Origin of the sequence: Bradyrhizobium sp. LLZ17 (assembly GCF_041200145.1) — a bacterium.
Taxonomy (GTDB): Bacteria; Pseudomonadota; Alphaproteobacteria; order Rhizobiales; family Xanthobacteraceae; genus Bradyrhizobium.
In genome coordinates, this window is record NZ_CP165734.1 from 3,159,022 (window position 1) to 3,182,520 (window position 23,499).

Sequence of the window (23,499 nt, forward strand, 5' to 3'; positions counted from 1 at the left end):
ATGCCTGGAGCGCGCCCTGGTTTCCCAGCGGCTAAGCATCGCGCCGAGCTCGCCCTGTGGCTTCGAAAGCTCGAGGTTTGCATTCGCGGGCTTAGCCGGCAGCCAGTCCGGCTGGGTGTAGGGCCGCCAGCGGCGGGCTTCCGCGCGCCGCCTGCGAGAGATCATTTCGCGAGTCAGGTAGCCGGCTAAGAAAGAGCCAGACGCGAGAACAAGAATAGTCAAAACTCCCTGCAATGAAATAACTCCGACGCGGTCGTGGTCGAGTAGCTCAGCCATTTGGCTTTCGCCCTCACAGATCCGGGCAGGCGGCTTTCCCGCACCCGGCTCTTCCCGAGGGTAACCCGCGTCATATCCGCGCCTGCGCCCAAGTGCGAGTGATGCGTGGAACGGGCAGACGGAAGCGTGCCGTCAGGGCCTCGAACTCCGACCAGCCCATGCGCCGACTTTTCTGACTGCGCCGTCTCAGACAGTGCAGCCAGATCCGACGCACTTCGCGGTAGAAGCCGTTAAGCGCTGGATAATTGTGCGGCCTGCCGTAGTAGCCGTAGTGTCCACGCAGCACTGCGGCGAACCACTCGTGCTGGGTGGCCAGTGACTCGTGCATGAGCCGCCAGGCCTCCTGGCGCAACGCCGTCAGCTTGCGCGTCAGGCGTTTCCCTTCCGTCTTGTGCTTCACGATAAACCGGCCGTCCCGGGTCCGCCCGCAGTAGTGGGTGAAGCCGAGGAAGGCGAAGGTCTCGGGTCGCCGCTCGCCGCGCCGCTGACGCGAGAGGGCCGCAAATCGACCGAACTCGATCAACCGCGTCTTGCCCTCATGAAGCATCAGGCCAAAGCTGGCCAGCCGCGCCTTGAGGGCCAAGAGCATCTCCTGCGCATCCACCTTGCTCTCGAAGCCCATGACGAAGTCGTCCGCATAGCGAACGGCCACAACGCGACCGCGTGCGCGGCGACGGCGCCATTGGTGGACCCAGAGATCGAGGATGTAGTGCAGAAAGATGTTGGCGAGGAGCGGACTGATGCCCGCCCCTGCGGGGTACCCCTGTCCGTTTCTTGCTTCTCGCCGCTCTCAAGAATGCCGGCCCGCAGCCACAGCTCTATGAGCCGCAATATGCGAGGATCGGCGATCCTGTGCGCCACCATCCGCAGCAGCCACTCGTGGTCGACCGAGTCGAAGAAGTTGCGTATGTCGGCATCGAGCACCCAGTTGACGCGCTGGCTCATGATCGCCGTGTGCAAGGCGTCAAGCGCCATATGAGGATTCCGCCCCGGCCGGAAGCCGTAGGAGAACCCGAGGAAGTCGACCTCGTAGACGGAGCTCAGCACCTCGGCTACCGCGCTTTGGACAATCTTGTCCTCTAGCGCCGGCACACCGAGAGGCCGCTTACCGCCATCGGCTTTGGGGATGTAGACTCGTCGCACCGGCTGTGGCCGGTAGCGACCCGTGTGGACGCGTCCGCAGAGCTCCCGGAGGTTATCCGTGAGCCTCTCTTCGTACTTCGCCACCGTTATCCCGTCGACCCCCGCGCTGGCCTGCCGCTTTTGTCGTCGAAACGCCCGACGCAGAGCGTCCTCGTTGACGTGGTGCAGCAAGGCCGTGAACCGGGTTTGAGCAGCCTGCTTGGCTGCCGTGTTCACCCGTTCGAGGTTCGGCGGCAAGGCAACCCGGCTCTGTGTCCGGACCCTGGCCTTCTCGCGCGGGCTCCCCTCGGGCTGACCCCTTCCCTCCATGCGTCTCGTTTCCTTCGACGACTTCACAGGTACTATGGACCAGTCCGACTCCCGACCTCAGCTCGGACCGCGGCTCTGGCACTGCCTTGCCGCTGCCCCCCGTTGGAGACCAATCCAACGGACCCGGTCGGGCCTCTCATGTTCCGATGATTACCTTCCATGCGTGATCCGGCCATCGACCCCGACGGAGCGGCATCGTCTCGCATAACGACGATGCTCATGCTGCCTTCGTGTTTAGGGAACACACTCGGCCTCCGCGAACATCCACCTTTCGAGGCTCATTCCCGCACCCCGCATGGCTCCTGTCTACACTTCGAACCCCGCGTTGCCGCGACGCCCGCAAGACTCGGTCCCGGCCTGCCTGCTTCGGCTTTGGCCGGATGGGACTTGCACCCACAAGCATTCATCAGCTTGGCATGACGTACTCCCCGGTAGTGGTGTAGCTCGGTAGAGCAAAGCCGCCCGGACGACGCGCCCCCAATAGCGCCGTAGCGGGCGGGCGGCTTTGCGGTGGTCACCGGCAGTTCTCCGGTAGGATCGGGTTGCGATACGCCAACGCAACCAGAGGAACCACCGATGACCGCCGACATGATGAACCTGCGCACGCTCGTGGAGAAGACCCCTGACGCCGATCTCTTGCGCGAGATGATCGGCTTTGCGGCCCAAAGGCTGATGGAGCTGGAAGTGGAAGGCCAGACCGGGGCGGCCTATGGCGAGAAGAACCCCGAGCGTCTGGCCCAGCGCAACGGCTACCGCGACCGGACCTGGGAGACCCGCGCCGGTGCGGTCGAGCTGCGCATTCCCAAGCTGCGCAAGGGCTCCTACTTCCCGGGCTTCCTCGAGCCGCGCCGCATGGCCGAGAAGGCGCTCACCGCCGTGGTTCAGGAAGCCTATGTGCAGGGCGTCTCGACCCGTTCGGTGGACGATCTGGTGCAGGCCATGGGCATGACCGGCATCTCCAAGAGCCAGGTCAGCCGGCTCTGCGCCGAGATCGACGACAAGGTGAAGGCCTTTCTCGCCCGCCCGATTGAAGGCGACTGGCCGTATCTGTGGATCGACGCCACTTACGTGAAGGTGCGCCAGCAGGGCCGCATCGTCTCGGTCGCGGTGATTGTCGCGGTCGGCGTCAACAGCGACGGTCGGCGCGAGGTGCTGGGCATGGACATCGGCCCGTCCGAGGCCGAGACGTTCTGGACCGCGTTCCTGCGCAAGCTCGCCCGCCGCGGCCTGCGTGGCGTCAAGCTGGTCGTCTCCGACGCCCACGAAGGCATCAAGGCCACTGTTGCCAAGGTGCTCAATGCCAGCTGGCAGCGCTGCCGCGTCCACTTCATGCGCAACGCGTTGGCGCATGCCGGCAAGAGCGGACGGCGTGTCGTCTCCGCCTTCATTGCCACAGCATTCGCACAGGACGATGCCGAGGCCGCGCGAACCCAGTGGCGCAAGGTCGCCGACCAGCTCCGGCCAAAGCTGCCGAAGCTGGCCGGCTTCCTCGACGAGGCCGAGACCGACGTGCTGGCCTACATGACCTTCCCGCCGCAGCATCGGACCAAGCTGCACTCCACCAACCCGATCGAACGCCTCAACGGCGAGATCAAGCGGCGCACCGAGGTGGTCGGCATCTTCCCCAACGAGGATGCCATCGTCCGCCTCATCGGCGCGATCCTGCTCGAACAGAACGATGAATGGGCGGTCCAGCGTGCCCGTTACATGACACTGGAAACCATCGCGCCGTTGAGCGATGATCCGAGCGTCAGCCTCACGGCTATCGCCAGCTGACCAGCCCGGCTCTCGCCGGCGAACGCGGTGATCCACCGCCAGCTACACCACGCCACGGGGCACGATCTCCGACGCCCCACTGCGCCATACCCATTTGGCTTTGCGGCCCGCCATCCAACGAGATTATGCCTTTAAGATCTCGAACTCGATCAAAGCCGCACCTGAAACGTTGGCGAATATGCGGTACCTCTGCGGAGTTCGCGCAACTCAGGGCGCTTGGCCGCAAGGCCTGCGGATTTGCCTTCCAGCGAAGACGCCTTGGAATTCGGCGCTTGGAGGCGCCAACCGGCTCCAAAAAGTAGCTTCACGATGGGGTTGTCGCAATTATTTGGTAACAGCTCGAGCCCAATGTGGACCAAGCAAACCTCACATAAAAATTCATGAGCTAAATCAATATATTAAATCGATCCGGTGGAGGTCGGAGTCCAAATAGCCCCGCAAGAACAGGAATAAATATCGCTCATAACAGGGCGCAAAATCATCATAACAGGGGCACCATTATCATAACAGAACTCTAGTCTAGATCTTGGAGCGATCGCCGGCTGCACTGCTCGCGAGAATTTAACCGCCGCCATCAATGACAGTGCACTTTCTGAGACGCCGAGACGACGGCAGCCTCTAGCCTATTAACGTTGCCGGGCGAGACATCATCGCACACCATAAGCCTGTTCTGAACCGTCGAGCCGCATTGAAGCAATGTCGCGGCGTTGTTCGGAACGACCCGCAAAAGCGGCGCGGTAAGTTAACCAGCTCCTTGCCATTCTCTGCCGACCCGCCCGCGCATCACTTGCGCTGTCGACCGGGGTACGACCGAGATCTGCTCCTGCACCCAAATCGATCTACCGCGACAACTCGACGTCCTCGCATTTTGCCAGGCAGCGGTCCGGCTGGCATTTAGCGATCGGAATCATCTCACCACCCTGCTCGCCCTGCCTCCGGCGAACGGATCTCCTCGGACTGGCCAGTCTGCGCACTCAAGGACGTCGAGGCGCCGCACCGCATGGGCGCGGCGGCGACCTATGCGCGCCGCTATGCCCTGTTCGCGCTGGTCGGGATTACCGGCGACGATGACCTCGACGGGCCGGATGTGGTCGAACGGCCCGCCGGCCGCGGGGCCGCGACCAGACTCTGACGCGAAAGCCAAGCCCAGCAAGGTGTTCTCAACCGTGCGCCGGATTGACCTTGAGCCGCCATCTCCCTCAGGGAGCGGGTGCGTTAATTCCTTAATAACCATATCATCCTATCGTTCCTGAGGCGGAACCTTGTACGTCGTGCCGCGCAGATCGGCGCGAACCGTGATCAAGCAGTTTCCGATAACAATTGTGATCACAATCCTTCTTGCGGGCTGCGCAAGCGCGCCCTCCACTACGACGACGTCCATCGCTTGGGATGGTTTAGGCCGCGATCCCAAGCTCACTCTGGTGAAAAGACATGCTCAAAGAGTCGCCTTTGCAACGCGACGGGACAGTCCCAACGTCGATCGCGAGAAGGTGCTCGCAACGCTCCGCCCATACTCTGACGCGTGGTGGATCGTGCACGACGAAATTGACGCCGAAAACGATCGACAGCTGAATTCAAAGCTTTTGATATGCCGAGGCTGCCTTGCTCGCGATAACGATGTGACGGGCTCGGTTCCTTGAGAGGAGCGAACTGGCTGCACCCGAGGGAGTGAGCCGATCGATGTGCCCCCCGCAAGCGATGACGCTGCGCGATTCCGCCAACTTTATCATCACATTGCGAAACCCTGAGCAGCAGAAGCCGCAGTGGCTGCCCGCGATCGAAGCGCTGATAATCGCTGCCGCTGGGTGAGCTTACTGCACTCGATGTTGCTGAGCAGTCCTGCAAGCGAAATCTCCCTGTCTCTAATGCAGCGGTCATAAAAATTTTGTTGCGAATGCAGCGTTCATTGCTGCCGTTCTTTGGCCGACCGAAGAAGCTCACAGGAACGTTTCGTCGCCAGCCTTGCCATGGATTGGCTTCGCTCCTACTCGATTTATCTTCATGAACCAGCGCGACCGCTAGCGATCTTCTTTCTCGCGATACCTCGACAGACATGGCAATGGGTCTTGCCTTCAAACACTGCAAGCGCGGCAGCTTCCTGGACTTACATTATTAATCCCTAGATTGAAAAGCTTCGGTGCTTTTAGCGCAGAAGGAATATTGCGGCCGTGAGGAAATTGGTGAACCCCTGCCGTTGGATTTCCCCCGTGGACGATTGGAGCGACGGGGCTGGCGCGGAGCCGTCGGCATAACGCAGCGCCAGATCCCGGCGTGGCAGGTCATCGTGAACTCGGACTGAGTTCTTTATCCGAGCTGCGAGCGTGGTCGTGTGTCGATTTAATGGCCCGCCAACATCCAAGTGTGACGCGGGCTTGCGCCATTGACGTGAACAACGTCTCGTTCAACAGCTCATCCCGCACCCGGCCGCTGAAGCTCTCCAATGAAGGCATTCTGCATGGGTTTGCCCGGCGCGATGTAGTGCCATTCGACACGGCTCTGGGGGCGCGCTGACCTACGCAAGGCGCTACGCCCTGTTCGCGCTGATCTGAATTGCCAGCGAAGATTATCTCGACGCGCCCGACGCGGTGGCTGGCCCGACGGCCGCGGCGCCGGAGGCAGCCTCTAGCGCGAAAGCCAGACCCGCCAAGGTGTTCTCAACCGCGCGCCGGTGCTGGGGCCGGCAGAGTCCGCGGAGCTCCGGGAGCGGCTGTTGCGCTAGCCTCGCAGCCCTGCAGGCCAGCGAGGACCTGCTTCGCCTGGGCCAAGGCCCGCCTGCCGCTGAAGAACACCCTGCTGGCGGCGGACGCCCGCATCGTCGAGGCCGCCGATCAGAGCAAGCTTGAGGACGCCGCTCGTCCCGCGGTGGCAGATCAAGCGGCAGCAGCGGAACGAGAGCAAGGCCTGTCGGGAGCGCCGCTCCCGGCGGTCGCTGCGGACACCGAGGTCGCGCTGCAGCCGTCGCTTCCGGTGGCCGAAGGAGACGGGCTCGCCCGTCCCAAGGAGCCTCCCCCGCACGCGCGGCAAGGCGCACCTGCCGACCCGCCCGCATCACTTGCGCTGTCGACCCGAGCGCGACCGGAGATCTGCTCCTGCACCCCCACGATCTACCGCGACAACTCGAGGTCCTCGCATTTCGCCAGGCAGCGGTTCAGCTGACAGGTCAGCGATCGGATCATCTCCCACCTCATTTATTGTATCTACCAGCCGACCTTGGCGCCGTTCAGCCCACTCGCGTCAGCCCTATTCATCGTGGGTCACCGTCGCTTTCCGCGACCAGCTGGTCAAGCCCGCACTTTTCGTGCTCGAGCTGGCCGATATGTCACAAGGACGCTGTGTGCTGAGCTTCGAGCGTGCCACGGACAGTGTCGTTGCATGCTGCGCGCTTAATCTCGCGGCTCCACGTGAATCGGAAACTCGCCTCTCTGGCGCCCACCTAAGGATTTGGTCGAATTGCCGGCAAGAGGGCATCGACCGCCAGCTGATCGACCCCAATTGAATGCCGGCAATGAGCGGCCGGCTTGTCAAAGCTGGTGGCGCACCCCCGTATCTTTATCCGACTACGACTTGCCTCGGCGCCGCCTACAATCTCATGTCTACTTCGCTGAGGTGGAAAGTGATGATCTCACCGGGCAACTTCTCACCTGGGAACTGCTTGCGAAGCTTCTCTAATAGCCTAGTCGCTCCGATGTCTTTGTTCAGCGCCATTATATAAACTTGATTGATGTACGCGTCCCACCGCGACATCCTCACGCGCTTGCCATTCGCTTCGATTTCGATTTCCTCAGCGGCCAGTCTTCGGAAATGGGACGCAATCGAGAGCGGAGGCGCGATGGATTTTCCACGTCTGCGTCGCGTCGGCCTTCTCCTGCGCCGACCTTGATCTTGACTATTTTCGCTCATGCCATCTTCCTTAATTGATCGAACGGGGGTCGGAGCAGCCGCGCGGCGGCTTGAAGATAGTCTGCTGCGGTCCTTGCGCGTCGGGCGCAAAGTACTTCGCGGCCATGGAGCAGATTACTTCCGCGGCGGCGAGTTCTCCCTTCATGGTTCGCGTAAACAATTGCCGAATGTGAATCTCGACCTTGGGCATTCGTACCAGCTTGCCGTCGACCTTGACCGAAATCAGCTCATTATCGACCGCTTGAAGACTTTTGCCGGGATCGATCTTCTTGGCAGTTTTCTTGGGCCGTCCTCTCGGATTGCCGGACTGCCCCTTCTTGAACCGCGTATCGCCTCGCGGCACGACGGGTTGGAACCCGTTGTCCTTTTCCCTATTCATCCTTTTCCCTCTCGATCTCGGATTCCACATTACGGAACGGCTCTCCGTCCGATGCCCGGATGGCGGTCGATCCCGTCAGGTTTTGCCACTGGCGAACCGCGGTATCGACATAGAGCGGGTCCAGTTCGATGGCACGGCAGATGCGGCCGGTCCTCTCGGCCGCAAGCAGCGTAGTGCCGCTGCCCAGAAAGCAGTCGAGCACCAGATCGCCGCGGTTTGAGCAATCGAGCAGCGCATCCATGACCATCGCCACCGGCTTTACGGTCGGGTGCAGCTTCAGCACGTTGTTGCCCTTGCGGGCCTGCGTGCTTGCGCTTGCGTACTCCCAGACATTCGTCCGGTTGCGGCCGTTCTTGCCGAGCTTGACGTTATTGATGTGCGGCCCCGAGCCCGACTTGAAGACGCAGATCAACTCGTGCTGGCTGCGATACAGCGACCCCATGCCGGCGTTGCTCTTGGCCCACACCACAATGTTCTTCAGTTCCGTATAGACGGCGCGGCCGGCCGTCAGCAGTTCGTCGACGTGTTTCCAATCCATACAGACGAAGTGGATCGAACCGTTCGTCGTGTGCGACTTGAGCCGGGTGCAAACCTTGGTCAAGAACTCCACAAACTGATCCCGGGAAAACTCTCCAGTGCCTTGCGCGAACTCACGATGCCGTACCTTACCTTTGCCGGACGCATGGCCATCGATGCGAACGTTATAAGGCGGATCGGCGAACACGAGGTGAGCTTGCTCCTCCCTCATGAGACCGGCGAATGCCTCATCGGTGGTGGCGTCGCCGCAGTGGATGCGGTGAGGGCCCAACTCCCAGACATCACCGATCCGGCAAACCGCAACACCTGTCTCCGACCCAATATCAATATCGGCGTCTACGATCACCGGCTCGTTCAGCTTCTGGATCGCCAAGTCGATCTCGGGCAACGCGAAGCCCGTGATCGATAGATCGAAATCGCGCTCCAGGCTCTGCAATTCCAGCAGGCTCTCACCTAACAGCCGCTCGTCCCAATGTGAATTCTGGGCCAGCTTGTTGTCGGCGATCCGAAGCGCCTTCAGCTGCGCCGCGGACAGGTGCCTGATCTCGACGACCGGGATGCTGGGCATGGCCAGCTTCCTGGCCGCCAGCACCCGGCCGTGACCGACGACAACTTGCCCGCTGTGATCAACAATGACCGGCATGACGAAACCGAATTCGCAGATCGAATCGGCAAGCTGATTTACCTGGGCTTGTGAATGCTGACGCGGGTTACGCGAATCGAGGACGAGGTCAGTGACTGCTCGATACTCGATGTGGATTTCGGTCAATCCGGCGTTGGACGCCAAGTTTGAACGTTTTACCACGAGTTCTCTGCCTTTCTTCGCCTTCTTGGCAGAATCGGCCGACGCGACATGCGGCGGCACCCCCGAGTTTACAGATGCGGCGAAACAAGAAGTAAAGATCGGCGCAGTTTTCGTGTGAAGCGAGATTTGTACGCGGAAAGATGTGTCGCGATCGGCACATCCTTTCAGCTCTGACACTGACGAACGAATACAATTGCACAGAGCCCCGTTCCCAAGGGGGTGACCTGCCTTGGCAAGGGGATGAACTCCCTTGGGAAGGGGATGAACTCCCTTGGGAAGGGGATGAACTCCCTTGGCAAGGGGATGAACCCCTTGGGAAGGGGGTGAGCCTTCTTGCCAAGGCGCCTCGCTCGCCAAAGCCTCTGCCTTGTCAACGGACTTTGAACACCGCGATCGACATCGTGGCCGAGCATCATGTGATCGCGGGCACAACATCGTGGCGGATGGTCCGATCAGCGCTTCAATGTCTTCAAGCGCTTCGCAAGGCGTTTCCGCTTTGCTCTCGCTGCGCGTTCGTAACGCTCAAGATTCATGATCCGCTTCATGCTGGCTGGAGACGGCTCATCGAGGAATGCCTGCAGCATCTCCGTGCGAAGGTTGCGAATTCGCCAGAGATTCATCTGAGCGTTCGCAGCGACGGTCTCTTCGCCCTGAATGCGTTCGCCGAAGAGGCGCTCGACCGCCTCAAGCAGGCGCTCGGCATGTTTCTCCATGGCTCCGCCGGCTGCCGTGAGACCATGGTGTCTGGCGTTTTGACTGGAGGCTGACTTTCCAGCCGCGGTCTTCGGACCGGTGCTGCGTTTTGCATTGGCGCGATTGGCTTCGATTTGTCGATTTGACGCCATTGGCAGGCTTCCACCTTTCTCGGCTACAGCTTCCCGGCAGGTGGGCTGCGACATCAACAACATTCAAGATCGCGCGGGAAAAGAGCAACAATCTTGCTGCAGAAAGGACTGGCTTCGCTTCGCGATTGGAGCGTTACTGAGTCGAGCGCACCAACACCGGCGCCGACATTTCGCCTCGCAGCTGCGGGGCTCGCGGCAGTGCAGCCATCAGCTGCATTCGCAACGCGACAACAGGAGATATCGGGTGGTTTTCGTGCAAGCAAGCGGCGCCGATGCGCCGCATCATGTCATCCAATTCAATCGCAATGATCGACGGCACTTTATCGGCGGCTCAGATGCTCGCATCATCATGGGCAACGATCAGGACGCACTCTTACGGCTATGGTCAGAGAAGCGCGGCGAGGTCGAGCCGGAAGACCTCTCCGACAATCTCATTGTCCAGCTTGGTACTGTAACCGAGGTCTTGAACCGGGCCTGGTATCAGCGATCCTCTGGTCAAACGGTCAAGGACATCCAGAAGCGCGTTCGCCATCCCGTGCACAAGTGGATGGCGGCGACCTTGGACGGTGTCGTCGAGCAGACCGGCGCGGTGTTCGAGGCCAAGTTCATGCTGCCCTGGGCGTTTACCGAGGAAGCCGCGGCCGACAAGCACATGGCGCAGCTGCAACATAATATGTGGGTGATAGCAGCGCGCACTTCGGTGCTGTCGATCATCACCGGCGGCGGGAAATGGGTCGAGATCAAGATCCACGCAGACCCGCTCTACCAACACCTGCTGCTGACGGCCGAGAAAAAGTTCTGGCGCTGCGTCCAGAATGGCGAGCCGCCGGTCCTCTTCAACATCGAAACCCCGCGGCCCAGGTTGGAAGCGGTAAGGGTCGTCGACATGTCGACCTCCAATCAATGGGCGGAGTTGGCGGCCTCTTATCTTCGGACACGGGAGGCACATGGGGAGCATGAAGCGACCAAGGCCGATCTGAAGAAGCTGATGCCGGAGGATGCCAAAGAGGCAAGTGGCCACGGGATCAAGGCCAAGCGTTCGAAGTCGGGCGCGATTAGCTTCGAGGCGCAACCGGCGGAGGACGCCCATGCACCAGTGCAGTGAGCGTATCGGGACCATTGCCGCCGCCCTCGCTCGGGCTCAGGCGGAACTGATGAATCCCGAGAAGACTTTGACCGCAATCATCCGCTCGCCGTTCCCGCGGGAGGAGGACCGAACCTTTCGCTATGCTTCGCTCGCGAGCGGACTGGACATGGTTCGCAAGACCTTGGGCCGGCAGGAAATCGCAACGATCCAGACCACGCGCATCGAGGCGTCCACCGGCACCATTCACCTTACCACCCTGCTCGCCCACGCCTCCGGCGAATGGATCTCCTCGGACTGGCCGGTCTGCGCACTCAAGGACGTCGAGGCGCCGCACCGCATGGGCGCGGCGCTGACCTACGCCAGGCGCTATGCCCTGTTCGCGCTGGTCGGAATTGCCGGCGAGGATGATCTCGACGCGCCCGACGCGGTGGCCGGCCCGACGGCCGCGGCGCCGCAGGCAGCCTCAGGCGCCAAAGCCAGGCCCGCCAAGGGCGTTCTCAACCGCGCGCCGGTACTGGGACCGCCAGAGTCCGCGGAGCTCCGGGCGCGGCTGTTGCGCCAGCTCGCAGCGCTGCCCGACGATGATCTGCTCGCCTGGGCCAAGGCCAGCCTGCCGCTCAAGAACACCCTGCTGGCGGCGGACGCCCGGATCGTCGAGGCCGCCTATCAGAGCAAGCTTGAGGACGCCGCTCGTCCCGCGGTCGGCCTGGCAGACCAAGCGGCAGCAGCGGAACGAGAGCCGGGCCTGGCGGGAGCGCCGCTCCCGGCGGCCGCAGCGGACACCGAGGTCGCGCTGCAGCCGTCGCTGTCGGTGGCCGAAGGAGACGGGCTCGCCCATCCCAAGGAGCCGCCCCGCAAGCGCAGCAAGGCGCACGTGTTGTTTGTCCGCGGACAGTCCTGCCTGGTCTGCCAGCGAACCCCATGCGATGCCCACCATCTGAAATTTGCTCAGCCCAAGGCTCTCGGCCGCAAGGTCAGCGACGAGTTCACGGTTCCTTTGTGCCGCGGCCACCATCAGGAGCTGCACCGGCACGGCAACGAGCGCGCTTGGTGGTCCAACCTGCAGATCTCGCCCCTGCCTATCGCGCAAGAGCTGTGGGCGGCAAGTCCGGTGCACGATCAAACCACCGCCGCAATCGCGATCGTGGCTTCCTCCACGCATCCTGGTTCGGAGGCCTTACCATGATGAACGCGCCATTCCCGACCGCGCACCAGCTCACCGCGACTGCGCTGCCGGTCGAGTTCGAGGCCTTAACGGCATCGCCGTTGCTGCTGCCGGGCGAAAGCCTCGAGCACTACGAGATGCTGCGGCAAGCGATCTTCGCCGACCTCGCACCGCGATCCGTCATTGAATGGCTGCTCGCCATCGATATCGCCGAACTGTCCTGGGAGATCCAACGCTATCGCCTGTTACGCCACAAGCTTCTTGAGAGCTATCGCCAAAAGGCAATTGAGGCCGCGTTACGGCGCATCGACATGATCCGGATCGCTCCGGAATTCCAAGGCGAGGCGGAGTACTACACGCTGCAAAACGCCCTGAGCTGGCGGATTGATCCTGTTGCGAGAACCGAAATCGACACGCGCCTTGCTGCCCATGGCTTCGATCAGCTTGCCATCAGCACCGAAGTCTATGTGCAGGCGCGCGAGATGTTCGTGCTGTTCGAAGGTCTGCTCAATGCCGCACAAACCAAACGCATGCTGCTGCTTCGCGAAATTCGGAACGTGCGCCTCGCGGCTGGACCAGCAGGTTTGCGGCGCTGAGAGATCAAACTGGCGCTCCCGGCCCGACCACAACCCGAAACGAGAGCGTCTCCTCCCCGCCTGGCGCAATATGCATCAAACCCGGCTTATCGCTGAACTCGCCGTCGAAGCCGGCGGGGCTCGCAAAGTCGCGCCAGGGCTCGATGCAGAGGAACGGCGCGCCCGTTGGTTTTGACCAGACGCCGAGCTCGCGAAAGCCGGACCAGGATATTCCAGCCACGGCCCCTGCCCAGCCGCATAGCGGATAGAAGTGCTGTTGATGCGATCGAAGATGACGGCATCGTCGGTGAACAGGGATTCGGACAGGGGAAGCACCGCGCCTTTGACGGGGCTCGGCTCCGTTGCCCCACGCAATAGCCCACCGTGAACACGACGAACCGGAAAGGACTCCGCGTTGGCAAAGGTCAGCGCGTAGCTTTCCTTCGGTGTTCCGGGCTGAAGCGGCCAGTTGAAGGCGGGATGGCCGCCGACCGAAGCCGGCAACGTCTCCTCGCCTGTGTTGACGATTCTGAGCGCCACATCGAGACCGGCTTCCTCGAGTGTGTAGGTCACGACCAGCCGGAACGCGAACGGATAGAGCGCGCGCGTCGCTTCGCTGTCTTTAAGCACCAGCATGCAACGGTTCTCGCCACATTCCGCCCAGGCAAAGCGGCTGTCGCGCGCAAAACCGTGCTGGGTCATCCGGTACGTCTGGCCCCCGTGCCGCAACTCGTCATTGGCGAGACGCCCCACGATCGGAAACAGCAGCGGCGCATGACGTGGCCAGACCGGGCCCGCCTGCCAGATGAATTCGAAGCGGGCAGCATCTTTGAGCGAGCACAGCTCAGCCCCTTGGGCCTTGTGGTCGCGGTGAGTCCGCCGCTTCGGATCGTATGGGTGTCGTCGGTCATAACCCATTATCTCGGGTAAGCTTGGGCAAAAGACGGTCCTAGGTGTGATAGACCCGATACCACGACACGAAGAGCGCGATGCCGTCCTCGATCGAGGTCGAGGGCCGGAAATCAATCTCGCGCGCGAGATCATCGACGTCGGCGTAGGTGGCATAGACGTCGCCGGGCTGCATCGGCAGCAGTTCCTTCGTCGCAGTCCGACCCAATTCCTTCTCCAGCAGCGTCACGATCTTGTTCAACTCCTCGGGCTGATTGTTCCCGATGTTGAAGACGCGCCAGGGCGCGGCGCTCGCGCCCGGATCAGGTGCGGCGTCGGCCGCCTTAGGGATGCCTTGCGGCGGATGGTCGAGCAGCTTGACGACGGCCTTAGCGACGTCGTCGACATAGGTGAAATCGCGGCGCATATCGCCGCCATTGAACAGCTTAATCGGCCGCCCCTCGGAGATCGCCTTGGTGAAGCCGAAGATTGCCATGTCGGGCCGGCCCCAGGGACCGTAGACCGTGAAGAACCTCAAGCCGGTTGCCGGCAAGCGATAGAGATGGCTGTAGGCATGGGCCATCAGCTCGTTGGACTTCTTCGTTGCAGCGTACAGGCTGACGGGATGATCGACATTGTCGTGGACGGAAAACGGCATTTTGGTATTGGCGCCGTAGACTGACGATGACGAGGCGAACAGCAAGTGCTTGCAGCCGTTGTGCCGACAACCCTCGAGCACGTTCATGAAACCTTCGAGGTTGGAATCGACATAGGCCCGCGGATTGTCAATCGAATAGCGCACGCCGGCTTGCGCTGCGAGATGCACCACCTTCTCGAAGTGATGGGTCTCGAACAGCTGCGCTATGCCGGCTCGATCAGCGAGATCGAGCTTCACAAATGAAAATCTCGGGTCGTTCTTGAGAAGGTCGAGCCGCGCGAGCTTCAGCGCGGGATCATAGTAGGTGTTGAGATTATCGAGCCCGATCACGGGCACGCCCGCCTGCAGCAGGATCTGTGCGACGTGGAAGCCAATGAAACCGGCGGCGCCGGTCACCAGGATTGCGGGAGGTTGGGTCTTTTGCATTCACCTTTTCCGCTTTGGAGCCGCGGGAGCGTACGCGCCGAGCTAGAACAGCGACATCACAAAATTTGTCAATATGGCACCCTTACGCGTCCAGGACGGCACGAATTGAAGAGTCGGCTGACTGAGAGCTTTGAAATCAATCGCGGGGAAAAAGCTTCTCCTGATACTGCACCCAAGCCGCAAGACGCTCCGGTACCTCTCCAACTGCCCTGGCCATTTCCAAGGCTATATTACGTGTTTCCGCCGGATCTTGGTTAAGGTCAAAAACCGATATTCGGTTTCTGGCCAGATTAAATATAAACTTCAAATTGTCCTCTTTGTATCCTGCAATCATTTCACTATTGGCGGCCATGAAATAAACTCGTGGAGACCGCTTGATCGCAAACATACTACGTCCTTGCCAAGCTGGAGGCGCTTCAACCTTTAGGATATCCAAGATTGTGGGAGCTAAATCGACAAGGCCGCCCGGCCGTTGATTGCGCTCTTCTCGAAAAAGGCTCGGATTGAGCAGCAGCAATGGTATGTGCACTTCCTCTTCGAACACGCTGTTTCCGTGCACCTGGGTACCGTGTTGACCGAAAGCCTCGCCATGATCGCCAACGATGACAACAAGCGTGTCACCTGAAAGACCATGTTCGCGAAGGTGTTCGAAAAGTTTGCCTATTGCCGCGTCGGTTGAGTGGAGAGCATTTAAGTATCGATTAAGATTGGGCGTAGTGTTGGAGAATTCCAATTGCTCGCCGCGCGAAAAGTATGGCCAGTGGGTGTTGCCAGTCCACAACATGCCGAAAAAAGGACCGCCTCTGCCATCTCCAATCCAATCATCTAAGGCCGCGGTAGTGCACCGATCGTCAACACTATCCAAATTGGGCCAAGCGGCTGTACTGCCTGAAAAAGCAGGTGCATCACAGGAAATAGTATTCATGTCTGACAAGACATCGAAACCGCGACCAACCAAAAACTTGTCGACGTTCTGGAATTTAAAGTCGCCCGACATGAAGAACGCGGTGCGATACCCGGCCTCCTTAAGCCAGCTACTCAACGTCACGAGCCGACCATTTCCAATCCGTGAAATCTCCGTCTCGTAGGAGAATAGGGGATAGCGGGAAGCCAAGATCGAAAAAAGTGACTTTGTCGACATTGGCGTATGCGCATAGAAGTTTTCGAAAGCAATTCCCTTGGCGCGAGCGTTTGTCAGCTGAGGAGTTACTTCTTCAGGCATTCTGGTTTTGTCAAATTGACTCCGACCAATTGAATATTCGGCTCCGACAGATTCCATCACAACTAGAATGATGTTCTTCACCCGCCGGCTTTCATTATATCGCGCGTTAGTCGGCTCGGCGCCGGCGTTGATCCGGAAGTCCGTGTCCGAAAAGCTGGATGGTAAAGTTGAGAGCGTATTGGTATCGCCCGCCCATGCGGTGGTTAGTAGTTCCACAAGCGGATTTGCAATTTCCCGATAGTTGCTTTCTTCAGCGCGCACCCACACGCGCCCGTGAATGAGATATCCAACTATGAAAAGTAAACTAAGACCGATTATAGAACGAGATAATCGGTAGCCCCACATTCGATGAAGCAAAATCTTGAGAACGCGCTGTGCTACAATCAGCAGAAAAAATGACCAAACAACAAGCAACAGAATAGAAAAATCCAGGTTCGAAGCGATTGCAGATCGAGAAGTAAAACTGCGGAAAAGATCCGCGTAGTAGAGCCATTGATAGGTCAACGAGCCACCGATCACTTCGAGAGCTCGGGAATTGATACAAAAGAGCAGACCCATCAGCCCCGCAAAGACATAGTAAATCCCAAGAACAACCCGTTGGCTCCTAGGGCTTCGTCGCACGAAGTGGAGCGCCACAGCAGCTGACGCCGTGGCGCATGATACGGTCATTACATCGTAGTAACTCCGGTGAAGGGCCTCTCTAGCAATCCATCGAGCATCCCAGTAGGTCGTGATGGGATAGTAGGAGATCGTTCCTCTAATGAATACGGCAAGTGCACATAGGGCAAAGCCCATTGCCAAGATAGCAGTGTGCGTCTCCCGGATAACGAGATCCTGGTCGTCGTGTGAACGCCAACTCATCGACTTTCCTTTTTCGGCGAAAATGACGGACGTGAACGGATGCAAGAAGAGGGTGACTCGACAAACAATTGCGCTTGTACCTTCGTCATGTTCACCTGTTTGGACTGGAGTGACGATATACGTTTGGCAAGCTCAGAGTGCAGGCTCGTTTCGTCTTTCCTACCAAGCCACTAGCGCGATATGCAGGAGACCCGGCATCAAAGTTAAACGGCAAACCGACGTCGCCTCAGGGCATTCAGTCCGAAGGAAAGTTCCGCCAAATGTTCCGGTCGGCATTAAGCCAATCACAATCGCACTTTGCGACTAACAGCATCGCTCCTCGGCTCTGCAGAGACCTCTTAGTGCCGCAGCCCACCCCCGTCTTGGGCAAAGACGTAATCTACCATTGGTAACCATCTCAAGGCCAGGGGCCTGCAGTGCGCCGAGTCCCGTGTGGGTCAAAAGCAGCGCTACACGCCAAACTACACCCTCGTTCGGTCTGTCCCTGGCAGTCGACATAACACCCGTTCAAGCGACCTTCGCCTAAGCGGCGACTGGGTTTTCCCCGGCTTTTGGGGCCGCCACGAGTTACCCGATCCACGGCCGTTAGAGTGGCTTGGAAAATTTGGCTGAGCCAAGCCGCGCCATCGCTGGATTGCCTTGTGACGCGGGTAGGTGGCCCGTTCCGAGCCGCGGAACTCAGATTGCGCGAGTTTGCGCTGACGCTTTGACAGCAACTGGCAGCCACATCAACCGACAAGGGTCGCGATCCGATGCGGCCGTTGGAGATCACTGTGGGGGGATGCGCGCGCCGGGCGCCAGTAGCCCCATTGGTGGCCAGCAAGAAGGCCGGCCCGCGCCGATAGACAGCCCGAAACAACTCGCGCGCTGTATTCGGCACCTATGACGAAGCGAAAGAGCGGCCCGAAGCTCATCGCGGACGAGGGACCAACAAAGTGAAGTCCCGATACCGACGCTTCGAAGCTGGCGTTCAGTTTTGGCGCCCGCCCGAGACGTTGGATCGCACACCGAAGATGCTCAGAGATGAACGTCAGATTTGCAACATCGATATCGTAGCCGCTACCGGCGATGACATGGTCAACCACCAGCCGACGTTCACCCGCATCACTTGCAAAGCGCAGCTCCAGCGCCACACGTCCGGACACCTCGCGCGCATTGACGACAGCTACTCCGAGATGGATGGGCAACCGAGTTTCAACTCGGGGGCGGAGCCACCACGCCCCCTCTGCTGGCAGGTGGTCATTAACGAACTGAGTTCTCCATTTGGCGGGCACTCGATGCATCGCGCCCGGAAATTGGGTAAGTGCCTTGGCTTTTAGCCCGCGGCCCAGCCCTGAGATAGGCCAGCGCAGGCGTTCCCAAAGACTAGGTTCGAGTGAGGAGCGATCATGCCAGCGAACTGAACTCTCGCGTACGAGAAGCTGCGGCCGCGCGCCAGCTTCGCCCAGCAAGGCAGCCGCCTCGAGAGCTGACTGACCTGCCCCAATCACCGCAACATCGCGCCCTGTGAACGCAGCGAAGCTCTTAACTCCGGACGTATGGACTGCAAGATCCGGCGGCAGGGATGCGAGCACGGGCGGAACATACGCAAAGCCTGACAACCCGGTTGCAACTACTACCCGATCCGCGACGAATCGTTCTCCGTCCGACAGAGAGATAACAAAACCGTCACCCTGCCGATCAACGTTCTCAACCTCGACGGGCTCGACCCAAGGCACATTGTGTTGCTGAAACCAGCGCCCGTACTCAGTAAAATTCGCGATCGAGCATGGCTCGAAAGTCTCAAGTCCGCGGGGCTCATTATAATCAGCAAAGGAATAGCCCGGCGCCGGAGTAGAAAGATTGGTGCCAAAACAGAAGGATTTCAGATAGCGCTCGCCGCCGGCCTCGGCGATATCCGACCAGAATCGCATCGGATGTCCGAAAATGCGGCTTTCGAGCTTACGCGCCGAGAGATGTGCGGCGAGTGAAAGTCCATAAGGACCGGCTCCGATGATCGCGACGGCGACCCGGCTCATGGCAATTCCTGGATGGCTGGCTGTGGCGTCCAAGCCGAATCTAGCGCCGTCAAGCGCATGAATCGTGGTAAAGCCTTGAGGCCCAGATAGATTTGCGCGAGCGAATGGATGATCCAAGGAATCGGATCGCTGCCGTCGGCGGCGTAATCGACCGTATCGGCCGCGTGCTTTTTAAGCCATGCATGCCAATGCCTGCGATCCTTATGCGACATTCGCCTCGTGATAGTCTGGGCGAAAAGGAATGCGCGCAGGGCAGATCTATCGCAAAAGACAATTTGCTCATTATCCTGCACCTGCGCCTTCCCGACCGCTTCGCGCAAGAACGTGGTGTCCCCAACAGCGCCAAGGCATGCAAGGAACGGAAGCGGCATACCTCGGCGTATGTCCATCCCGATTTGATTAAACAGGCGTGGGTTAAAGTCTATGACCGCCCAACGGCCATCAAACATGACAAACTCGACCTCGAAAATTCCGAAATATTCCAACTCACGACAAAGCCGGCGAACTGCATCGGAAAGCGCCGGGGCTGGTGGCAGCGATTCAAAGCAGAGACCAACTCCCATGGGCTGCGATCGCTGCAACACCTTGGTTGAGCTACGGGTAACGAATAGCTCTCCCGTCCGGTCGATGAATCCTGTCACCGAATGCACACCCTCGTTCCCTACGCGGACAAATTGTTGCAGAATGGGCAAGTGGGAATCCGCGAAAAGTGAGTTATCAGCCGCCCGGACCCGCTCGCGCTCGACAAACCGTTGATATTTGCTCAACAGCTCGGTGCTCGAGTAGGCCACTATCCCCTTGTCGCTCCTTAGGCGGTGAACATGAGTGCGCGGCTTTATAAGGATCGGATAAGGTAGGTCTGGTGATAGCTTGGCGACGTCATCGATGTTTCGCGGATTCCAGCTCGGCAACACTGTGAGGCCGGCATTGATTGCAGCGTCCGCAAGAAGCTTCTTGTCAAGAATGCGCTGCATGGTCGCAGTGGATGGTTGATACAGACAAAAATCCCGAGCCAGAAGTGCAGCGTTCTCTGTATACATCCAGGCAGTTTCGTCCGACGTCGGTAGCAATATCTTGCCTTGATCGGCCACACCAATCGCAACAAGCCGCTCAAGAAACGGTTGGACCTTGCTTTCCGGCGGTGCGGAATAGACGCGTGCCGCGTGACGGGACCATGCCGCCGCGTCAAGGCGTTGGCTTGATAGGACGCCGACGTCAATGTTGTTGTTCACAAGATGGCGGACAGCAGCGATTGTTCCACCAAACGAAGCAGACGCTAGAAGCACTGAGAGATCTTTGTCCGAAATGCACACTATACTAATCTTAAAATCGATAAGACGCACGATCAGGCGGTCCTCAGAAAAGCCCGACGGCGCCCGTCGGACATTCAATTTGCATCGCGCGATCGAACAGCACGGTCCGAGGCGGCGATGATATGATCGCCGCTTAATCAGCGTCTATTCGAGTTTGTGATTAACGTAAATATTCAACGTAAGCGGATGCGAGATTAGGTGAATGCAGAGCCTGGTGTGCAGCCGACGGATCGTCGCCAATCCGGACCCTGGATGGCACGCCGCTGCCGAGTTACCACGGCCGCCGTTCGGCCCCTCGGCCGCGCGCAACCTCGCGAGTCGAGACGATGCGAGGCGGACAATTGGCGGCGCCGAGGGAAGGTCATTGAAGGGGCCGCATCCTTCCGTTTGCGCTCGAAGAAGGAATGTGACCGTAGAGCTACGGAGCATCTCGTTAAGGCGACGTCGTATCAGCCTTGCCGCGCTGAAATTCACGGGGGATGCTGCCGTTAACAGGCCAGGAAATGTAGCGTTAACGGCCAAGGTACGTCTCCGCACCAGATCAGGGCGATGCGCATGAGAAACTCTTTCCGTTGACGACGGATGTTCCGCTCAACACCGTAGACCATTTCTCTATCGACCGCACGCCCAACATTGGGGCAAGTTGCTTTGCGAACCGAATAATGCCTAGCCACTTCGTGGGATAAGAACTGCGGACATTTCATGAAATACGTGACATGCAAGGCGCATCAGAATCGAACGGGGACCACCTCAGCATCTTAACTAAAGCTGTCCACAACTGTGGAACTATATTGACAACAACGCCCGACCTCGCACCAGTTAGCCGAAGGATATTCGAGTTTTGAGGCACTATGACCCAAACACAGGAATATTGACGCTCAGGTCCGACGATTTTGATATCGGCCAGCTAACCACGTCCCGGCAATCGCCGCAGCGGCAATAGCATTCGTTGCACGGCAAGCCGCCGCCAGCCCCACATCTACGGATCGTGAGATCCTAGCAACGTTCATTGAAGGCCGCCAACGCCCTTGACGGTGGCGAACTCTCCCCGAAGGACTGGCAAACAAATCGGACGTTCAGGCAAACGATGTGCTATTGGCGGCGATGAAAACAATTATCATTGCCGCTTCACTACTAGCTTGCACGTCTGCCACAGCTCAACCCACAAGCCCTGAGCCAGTTGAGGAAAAGCTTTCGATTCACGACCAGATCAAGGCCGATCGAGCGAAACAGAGGGGGGACGAGGCCAAAGACAAAGATAGTCCTCGACCTTGGGATCGCGACGTCAACGGCAAGCGCCCCTGGGAGAAGTCCCTGCCGCCAGAAGCAACTTCGAAGCCTTGAAGGGAGTGAACCGGCGTGCCCCTGTCGAGGAAGCGCTAGAGGATCGCTTGTTGTTCAAGCGGTTCGTCGGTCTAAGCCTCGAAAAACGCCAATCACTAGGTTCTGAACCGCTTCCGGAACCAGTTGGTTGACCTGCTGGAGAAGCTGTTTGCTGAACTGGACCGGCAGTTCGAGAATGCAAGCGTCATCCTAAGGCGTGGTACGATGCGGGCGCGACTTTGATCCAGGCGGTATCAGCCACTTCCGAAGGAAGAACGGCCGTCGAACGGTCCGGACGCCCGGGTTGCCACGGAAGGGCATCGACCGGATCAGGCGGAATCCTTTCGCCGACACTGGCGTGAGCCTTGTAACCGATGCTCGAGCCACTTTGGGCTCGTCGTCCTAACAGGGATCATCCATTGCTGCCGCCCCGGCAAACGCTATAACCTGCTCATTGCACGACGCCGAGCACAGCTCGAGACGATCTTCCATTCTCAAACGCCGGGTGCGACTGTCCTGCATCCGCTTCGTCGGTCACATGAAGGCAAGCGGACAAGTCCTGCTTGCCTCCTCGCGTTCAACATGAGGCGATGGGCCACGATCGCGGCGTGAGCCGCCCGCCCTGGGCACCAAGCACCCTCTTCATCCCTGTCTGTTCACCGCAGCGAACTTCCGCGCGATCTCGCGATCTCTCGAAAGCCGAAGAATTAACACGCCCCTGAGGGATTGACGCTGACCACAGGAACACAGGAACTATCGCCTTCAGAAGTGGATTGGTTCTGCAAACCCCAGGAGACCGTCATGAAGCAAAAACCACTTCTCGTCGCACTTACTTGCCTCGCGCTTAGTTCGACCGCCTTTGCCCAAGGGGGCGGTGGAGGGGGAGCAGGTGGTGGAGGTGCAGGCGCTGCAGGTGCAGGCGGTGCTGCAAGCGCGGGCTCCAGCGGTAGCGGATCAACAGGAAGCGCCGCTACGACCGGAACTTCGGCTGCAGGCAATGCCAATACAGGTGTCTCAAACCCCAGCGCCACCCACGCGACGCCGAACAAGAGCACCAACTACTTCAACCCCGGTGCACCAGCGGCGAACTTGGCGACCCAGAACGGCCAAAGCGGCATTTCGACCTCCAACAACAATGGGCAGCGCGGACAGGCAGCAGCCCCGACCGATCCAAACAACACATCGGTTCCCGCGGCCAATTCTCAAAATCCGGCCCAAGCAACCGTCGCAGCCGAGCAAAACACCGCTGTTTCAGGAAGCCAAACTGCCGCTCCCTCACCCGGTGCCGTCAGCGCGCCAGGCGTCGGGGTCGGCCATGCCGCAAACGGTCTACCGATTGGCACTTCAGGTTCTGGGCTCGGATCACCAGAGCAACCGATTGGCGAAAAATAGATCGTCCCTGTTATTTTCAAAAATCACGAACGCCCGCCAAGCTGACGGGCGTTTTCGTCATGACCATGAAGGGTGTGAATCGCCCTGAGGGAGTGGACGTAGGCCGCGGGAGGCGGTATTCGACTTGCTATGTCCCGCAAGCTAATCATTTTAGCGGCCTGGTGTGTGCTAGGCTTTATAACCTTTGTGACGTTGTCGCCGATCGGCCTTCGTCCAGAAACCGGCTCCGTAAGTATCGAGCGCTTCCTCGCTTATGGCCTGCTTGGCACACTCTTTGTCATGGCCTACCCTCAACACTTCGTACGCGTCGTAACTTTAATCCTGGTCGTCGCAAGCGCGCTCGAATTGCTGCAGCATCTGACGCCAGATCGGCACGGCCACATCGCTGATGCCGGGGAGAAGATCGCGGGCGGCGTAGCCGGAGCCAGCATTGCGAGACTGGCTCAATTGCTATTTCGAGCACGGGCCTGAGGTTGTCGCCGCCGCGCGAGCGAAGCACTACCCTCTTTCTTTTTAGTGGTCACAAAGAGCGGTCCCCGCGCTTGACATCGGAATCCATCTCGTCGGGTGGTGGATTGCAGCGGCGCAATTGTTAAGGCGC

15 protein-coding genes and 3 pseudogenes are annotated in these 23,499 nt (G+C 59.5%); 7 read left to right on the forward strand and 11 right to left on the reverse strand.

The window, feature by feature from the left end; all coding sequences use genetic code 11:
* Positions 1–346: 346 nt before the first annotated feature.
* Positions 347–1,728, reverse strand: a pseudogene (ltrA, locus tag AB8Z38_RS15605) (group II intron reverse transcriptase/maturase).
* Positions 1,729–2,304: 576 nt separating this feature from the next.
* On the opposite strand from ltrA, the gene AB8Z38_RS15610 reads away from it, so the two are divergent.
* Together AB8Z38_RS15610 and AB8Z38_RS15615 are read left to right on the forward strand one after the other, a co-directional pair.
* Positions 2,305–3,504: an IS256 family transposase gene (locus tag AB8Z38_RS15610; RefSeq protein WP_369721934.1), complete on the forward strand. Its 1,200-nt coding sequence runs from the start codon at positions 2,305–2,307 to the stop codon at positions 3,502–3,504.
* A 946-nt stretch (positions 3,505–4,450) separates the two neighbouring features.
* Complete coding sequence (locus AB8Z38_RS15615) at positions 4,451–4,636, forward strand: ERF family protein (protein WP_369726500.1); 186 nt, start codon at positions 4,451–4,453, stop codon at positions 4,634–4,636.
* 1,011 nt (positions 4,637–5,647) lie between these two features.
* On the opposite strand, the pseudogene AB8Z38_RS15620 reads toward AB8Z38_RS15615, so the two are convergent.
* The 4 genes and pseudogenes from AB8Z38_RS15620 to AB8Z38_RS15635 all read right to left on the reverse strand — a co-directional run.
* Positions 5,648–6,003, reverse strand: a pseudogene (locus tag AB8Z38_RS15620) (transposase); the annotation flags it as partial.
* 1,080 nt (positions 6,004–7,083) lie between these two features.
* A complete protein-coding gene (locus AB8Z38_RS15625; RefSeq protein WP_369725981.1) occupies positions 7,084–7,404 on the reverse strand; it encodes a hypothetical protein in 321 nt (106 codons plus the stop codon).
* Between the two features lie 10 nt (positions 7,405–7,414).
* Positions 7,415–7,783, reverse strand: a complete 369-nt coding sequence (locus tag AB8Z38_RS15630; RefSeq protein ID WP_369725982.1) for a DUF5681 domain-containing protein — start codon at positions 7,781–7,783, stop codon at positions 7,415–7,417.
* The gene (locus AB8Z38_RS15635; protein WP_369725983.1) at positions 7,776–9,089 is read right to left on the reverse strand and encodes a site-specific DNA-methyltransferase; all 1,314 of its coding nucleotides are present in this window, start codon (positions 9,087–9,089) and stop codon (positions 7,776–7,778) included. The genes AB8Z38_RS15630 and AB8Z38_RS15635 overlap by 8 nt, the downstream gene beginning before the upstream one ends.
* On the opposite strand from AB8Z38_RS15635, the gene AB8Z38_RS15640 reads away from it, so the two are divergent.
* On the forward strand, positions 9,073–9,243 hold the full coding sequence (locus AB8Z38_RS15640) for a hypothetical protein (RefSeq protein WP_369725984.1): 171 nt from the start codon (positions 9,073–9,075) through the stop codon (positions 9,241–9,243). The two genes, AB8Z38_RS15635 and AB8Z38_RS15640, sit on opposite strands and share 17 nt — an antisense overlap.
* A gap of 334 nt (positions 9,244–9,577) precedes the next feature.
* Here AB8Z38_RS15640 and AB8Z38_RS15645 read toward each other — a convergent pair whose 3' ends face one another.
* The gene (locus tag AB8Z38_RS15645; protein ID WP_369725985.1) at positions 9,578–9,838 is read right to left on the reverse strand and encodes a hypothetical protein; all 261 of its coding nucleotides are present in this window, start codon (positions 9,836–9,838) and stop codon (positions 9,578–9,580) included.
* Positions 9,839–10,259: 421 nt separating this feature from the next.
* Here AB8Z38_RS15645 and AB8Z38_RS15650 point away from each other — a divergent pair, with 421 nt between their 5' ends.
* The 3 genes from AB8Z38_RS15650 to AB8Z38_RS15660 all read left to right on the forward strand — a co-directional run bounded on the left by AB8Z38_RS15650 (position 10,260) and on the right by AB8Z38_RS15660 (position 12,818).
* The gene (locus AB8Z38_RS15650) at positions 10,260–11,075 is read left to right on the forward strand and encodes a YqaJ viral recombinase family protein (RefSeq protein ID WP_369726501.1); all 816 of its coding nucleotides are present in this window, start codon (positions 10,260–10,262) and stop codon (positions 11,073–11,075) included.
* Positions 11,059–12,243, forward strand: coding sequence for an ERF family protein (locus AB8Z38_RS15655; RefSeq protein WP_369725986.1), 1,185 nt, complete (start codon positions 11,059–11,061; stop codon positions 12,241–12,243). Before AB8Z38_RS15650 ends, AB8Z38_RS15655 begins: the two co-directional genes overlap by 17 nt.
* 80 nt (positions 12,244–12,323) lie before the next feature.
* A complete protein-coding gene (locus AB8Z38_RS15660) occupies positions 12,324–12,818 on the forward strand; it encodes a hypothetical protein (protein WP_369725987.1) in 495 nt (164 codons plus the stop codon).
* A 4-nt stretch (positions 12,819–12,822) separates the two neighbouring features.
* Here the strand turns inward: AB8Z38_RS15660 and AB8Z38_RS15665 are convergent.
* From AB8Z38_RS15665 to AB8Z38_RS15685, 5 genes and pseudogenes are all read right to left on the reverse strand, one after another.
* Positions 12,823–13,708: pseudogene (locus tag AB8Z38_RS15665) on the reverse strand (aldose 1-epimerase family protein).
* 38 nt (positions 13,709–13,746) lie between these two features.
* Positions 13,747–14,769, reverse strand: coding sequence for an NAD-dependent epimerase (locus tag AB8Z38_RS15670; RefSeq protein ID WP_369725988.1), 1,023 nt, complete (start codon positions 14,767–14,769; stop codon positions 13,747–13,749).
* A 136-nt stretch (positions 14,770–14,905) separates the two neighbouring features.
* Complete coding sequence (locus tag AB8Z38_RS15675; protein WP_369725989.1) at positions 14,906–16,852, reverse strand: LTA synthase family protein; 1,947 nt, start codon at positions 16,850–16,852, stop codon at positions 14,906–14,908.
* 728 nt (positions 16,853–17,580) lie between these two features.
* Positions 17,581–18,870 carry an NAD(P)-binding domain-containing protein gene (locus AB8Z38_RS15680; RefSeq protein ID WP_369725990.1) on the reverse strand — a complete coding sequence of 430 codons (1,290 nt, stop codon included), beginning with the start codon at positions 18,868–18,870 and terminating at the stop codon, positions 17,581–17,583.
* Complete coding sequence (locus AB8Z38_RS15685) at positions 18,867–20,213, reverse strand: ATP-grasp domain-containing protein (protein WP_369725991.1); 1,347 nt, start codon at positions 20,211–20,213, stop codon at positions 18,867–18,869. The genes AB8Z38_RS15680 and AB8Z38_RS15685 overlap by 4 nt, the downstream gene beginning before the upstream one ends.
* 2,814 nt (positions 20,214–23,027) lie before the next feature.
* Between AB8Z38_RS15685 and AB8Z38_RS15690 the strand changes: the two genes are divergently transcribed.
* Positions 23,028–23,369, forward strand: a complete 342-nt coding sequence (locus AB8Z38_RS15690) for a VanZ family protein (RefSeq protein WP_369725992.1) — start codon at positions 23,028–23,030, stop codon at positions 23,367–23,369.
* Positions 23,370–23,499 lie beyond the last annotated feature (130 nt).

Excerpts from the sequence above, each read along its gene's own strand:
- AB8Z38_RS15610 (WP_369721934.1), top strand. The coding sequence starts at position 2,305 with ATGACCGCCGACATGATGAACCTGCGCACGCTCGTGGAGAAGACCCCT.
- AB8Z38_RS15625 (WP_369725981.1), bottom strand. The coding sequence starts at position 7,404 with ATGAGCGAAAATAGTCAAGATCAAGGTCGGCGCAGGAGAAGGCCGACG.
- AB8Z38_RS15630 (WP_369725982.1), bottom strand. The coding sequence starts at position 7,783 with ATGAATAGGGAAAAGGACAACGGGTTCCAACCCGTCGTGCCGCGAGGC.
- AB8Z38_RS15640 (WP_369725984.1), top strand. The coding sequence starts at position 9,073 with ATGTGGATTTCGGTCAATCCGGCGTTGGACGCCAAGTTTGAACGTTTT.
- AB8Z38_RS15645 (WP_369725985.1), bottom strand. The coding sequence starts at position 9,838 with ATGGAGAAACATGCCGAGCGCCTGCTTGAGGCGGTCGAGCGCCTCTTC.
- AB8Z38_RS15655 (WP_369725986.1), top strand. The coding sequence starts at position 11,059 with ATGCACCAGTGCAGTGAGCGTATCGGGACCATTGCCGCCGCCCTCGCT.
- AB8Z38_RS15670 (WP_369725988.1), bottom strand. The coding sequence starts at position 14,769 with ATGCAAAAGACCCAACCTCCCGCAATCCTGGTGACCGGCGCCGCCGGT.
- AB8Z38_RS15675 (WP_369725989.1), bottom strand. The coding sequence starts at position 16,852 with ATGAGTTGGCGTTCACACGACGACCAGGATCTCGTTATCCGGGAGACG.
- AB8Z38_RS15680 (WP_369725990.1), bottom strand. The coding sequence starts at position 18,870 with ATGAGCCGGGTCGCCGTCGCGATCATCGGAGCCGGTCCTTATGGACTT.
- AB8Z38_RS15690 (WP_369725992.1), top strand. The coding sequence starts at position 23,028 with ATGTCCCGCAAGCTAATCATTTTAGCGGCCTGGTGTGTGCTAGGCTTT.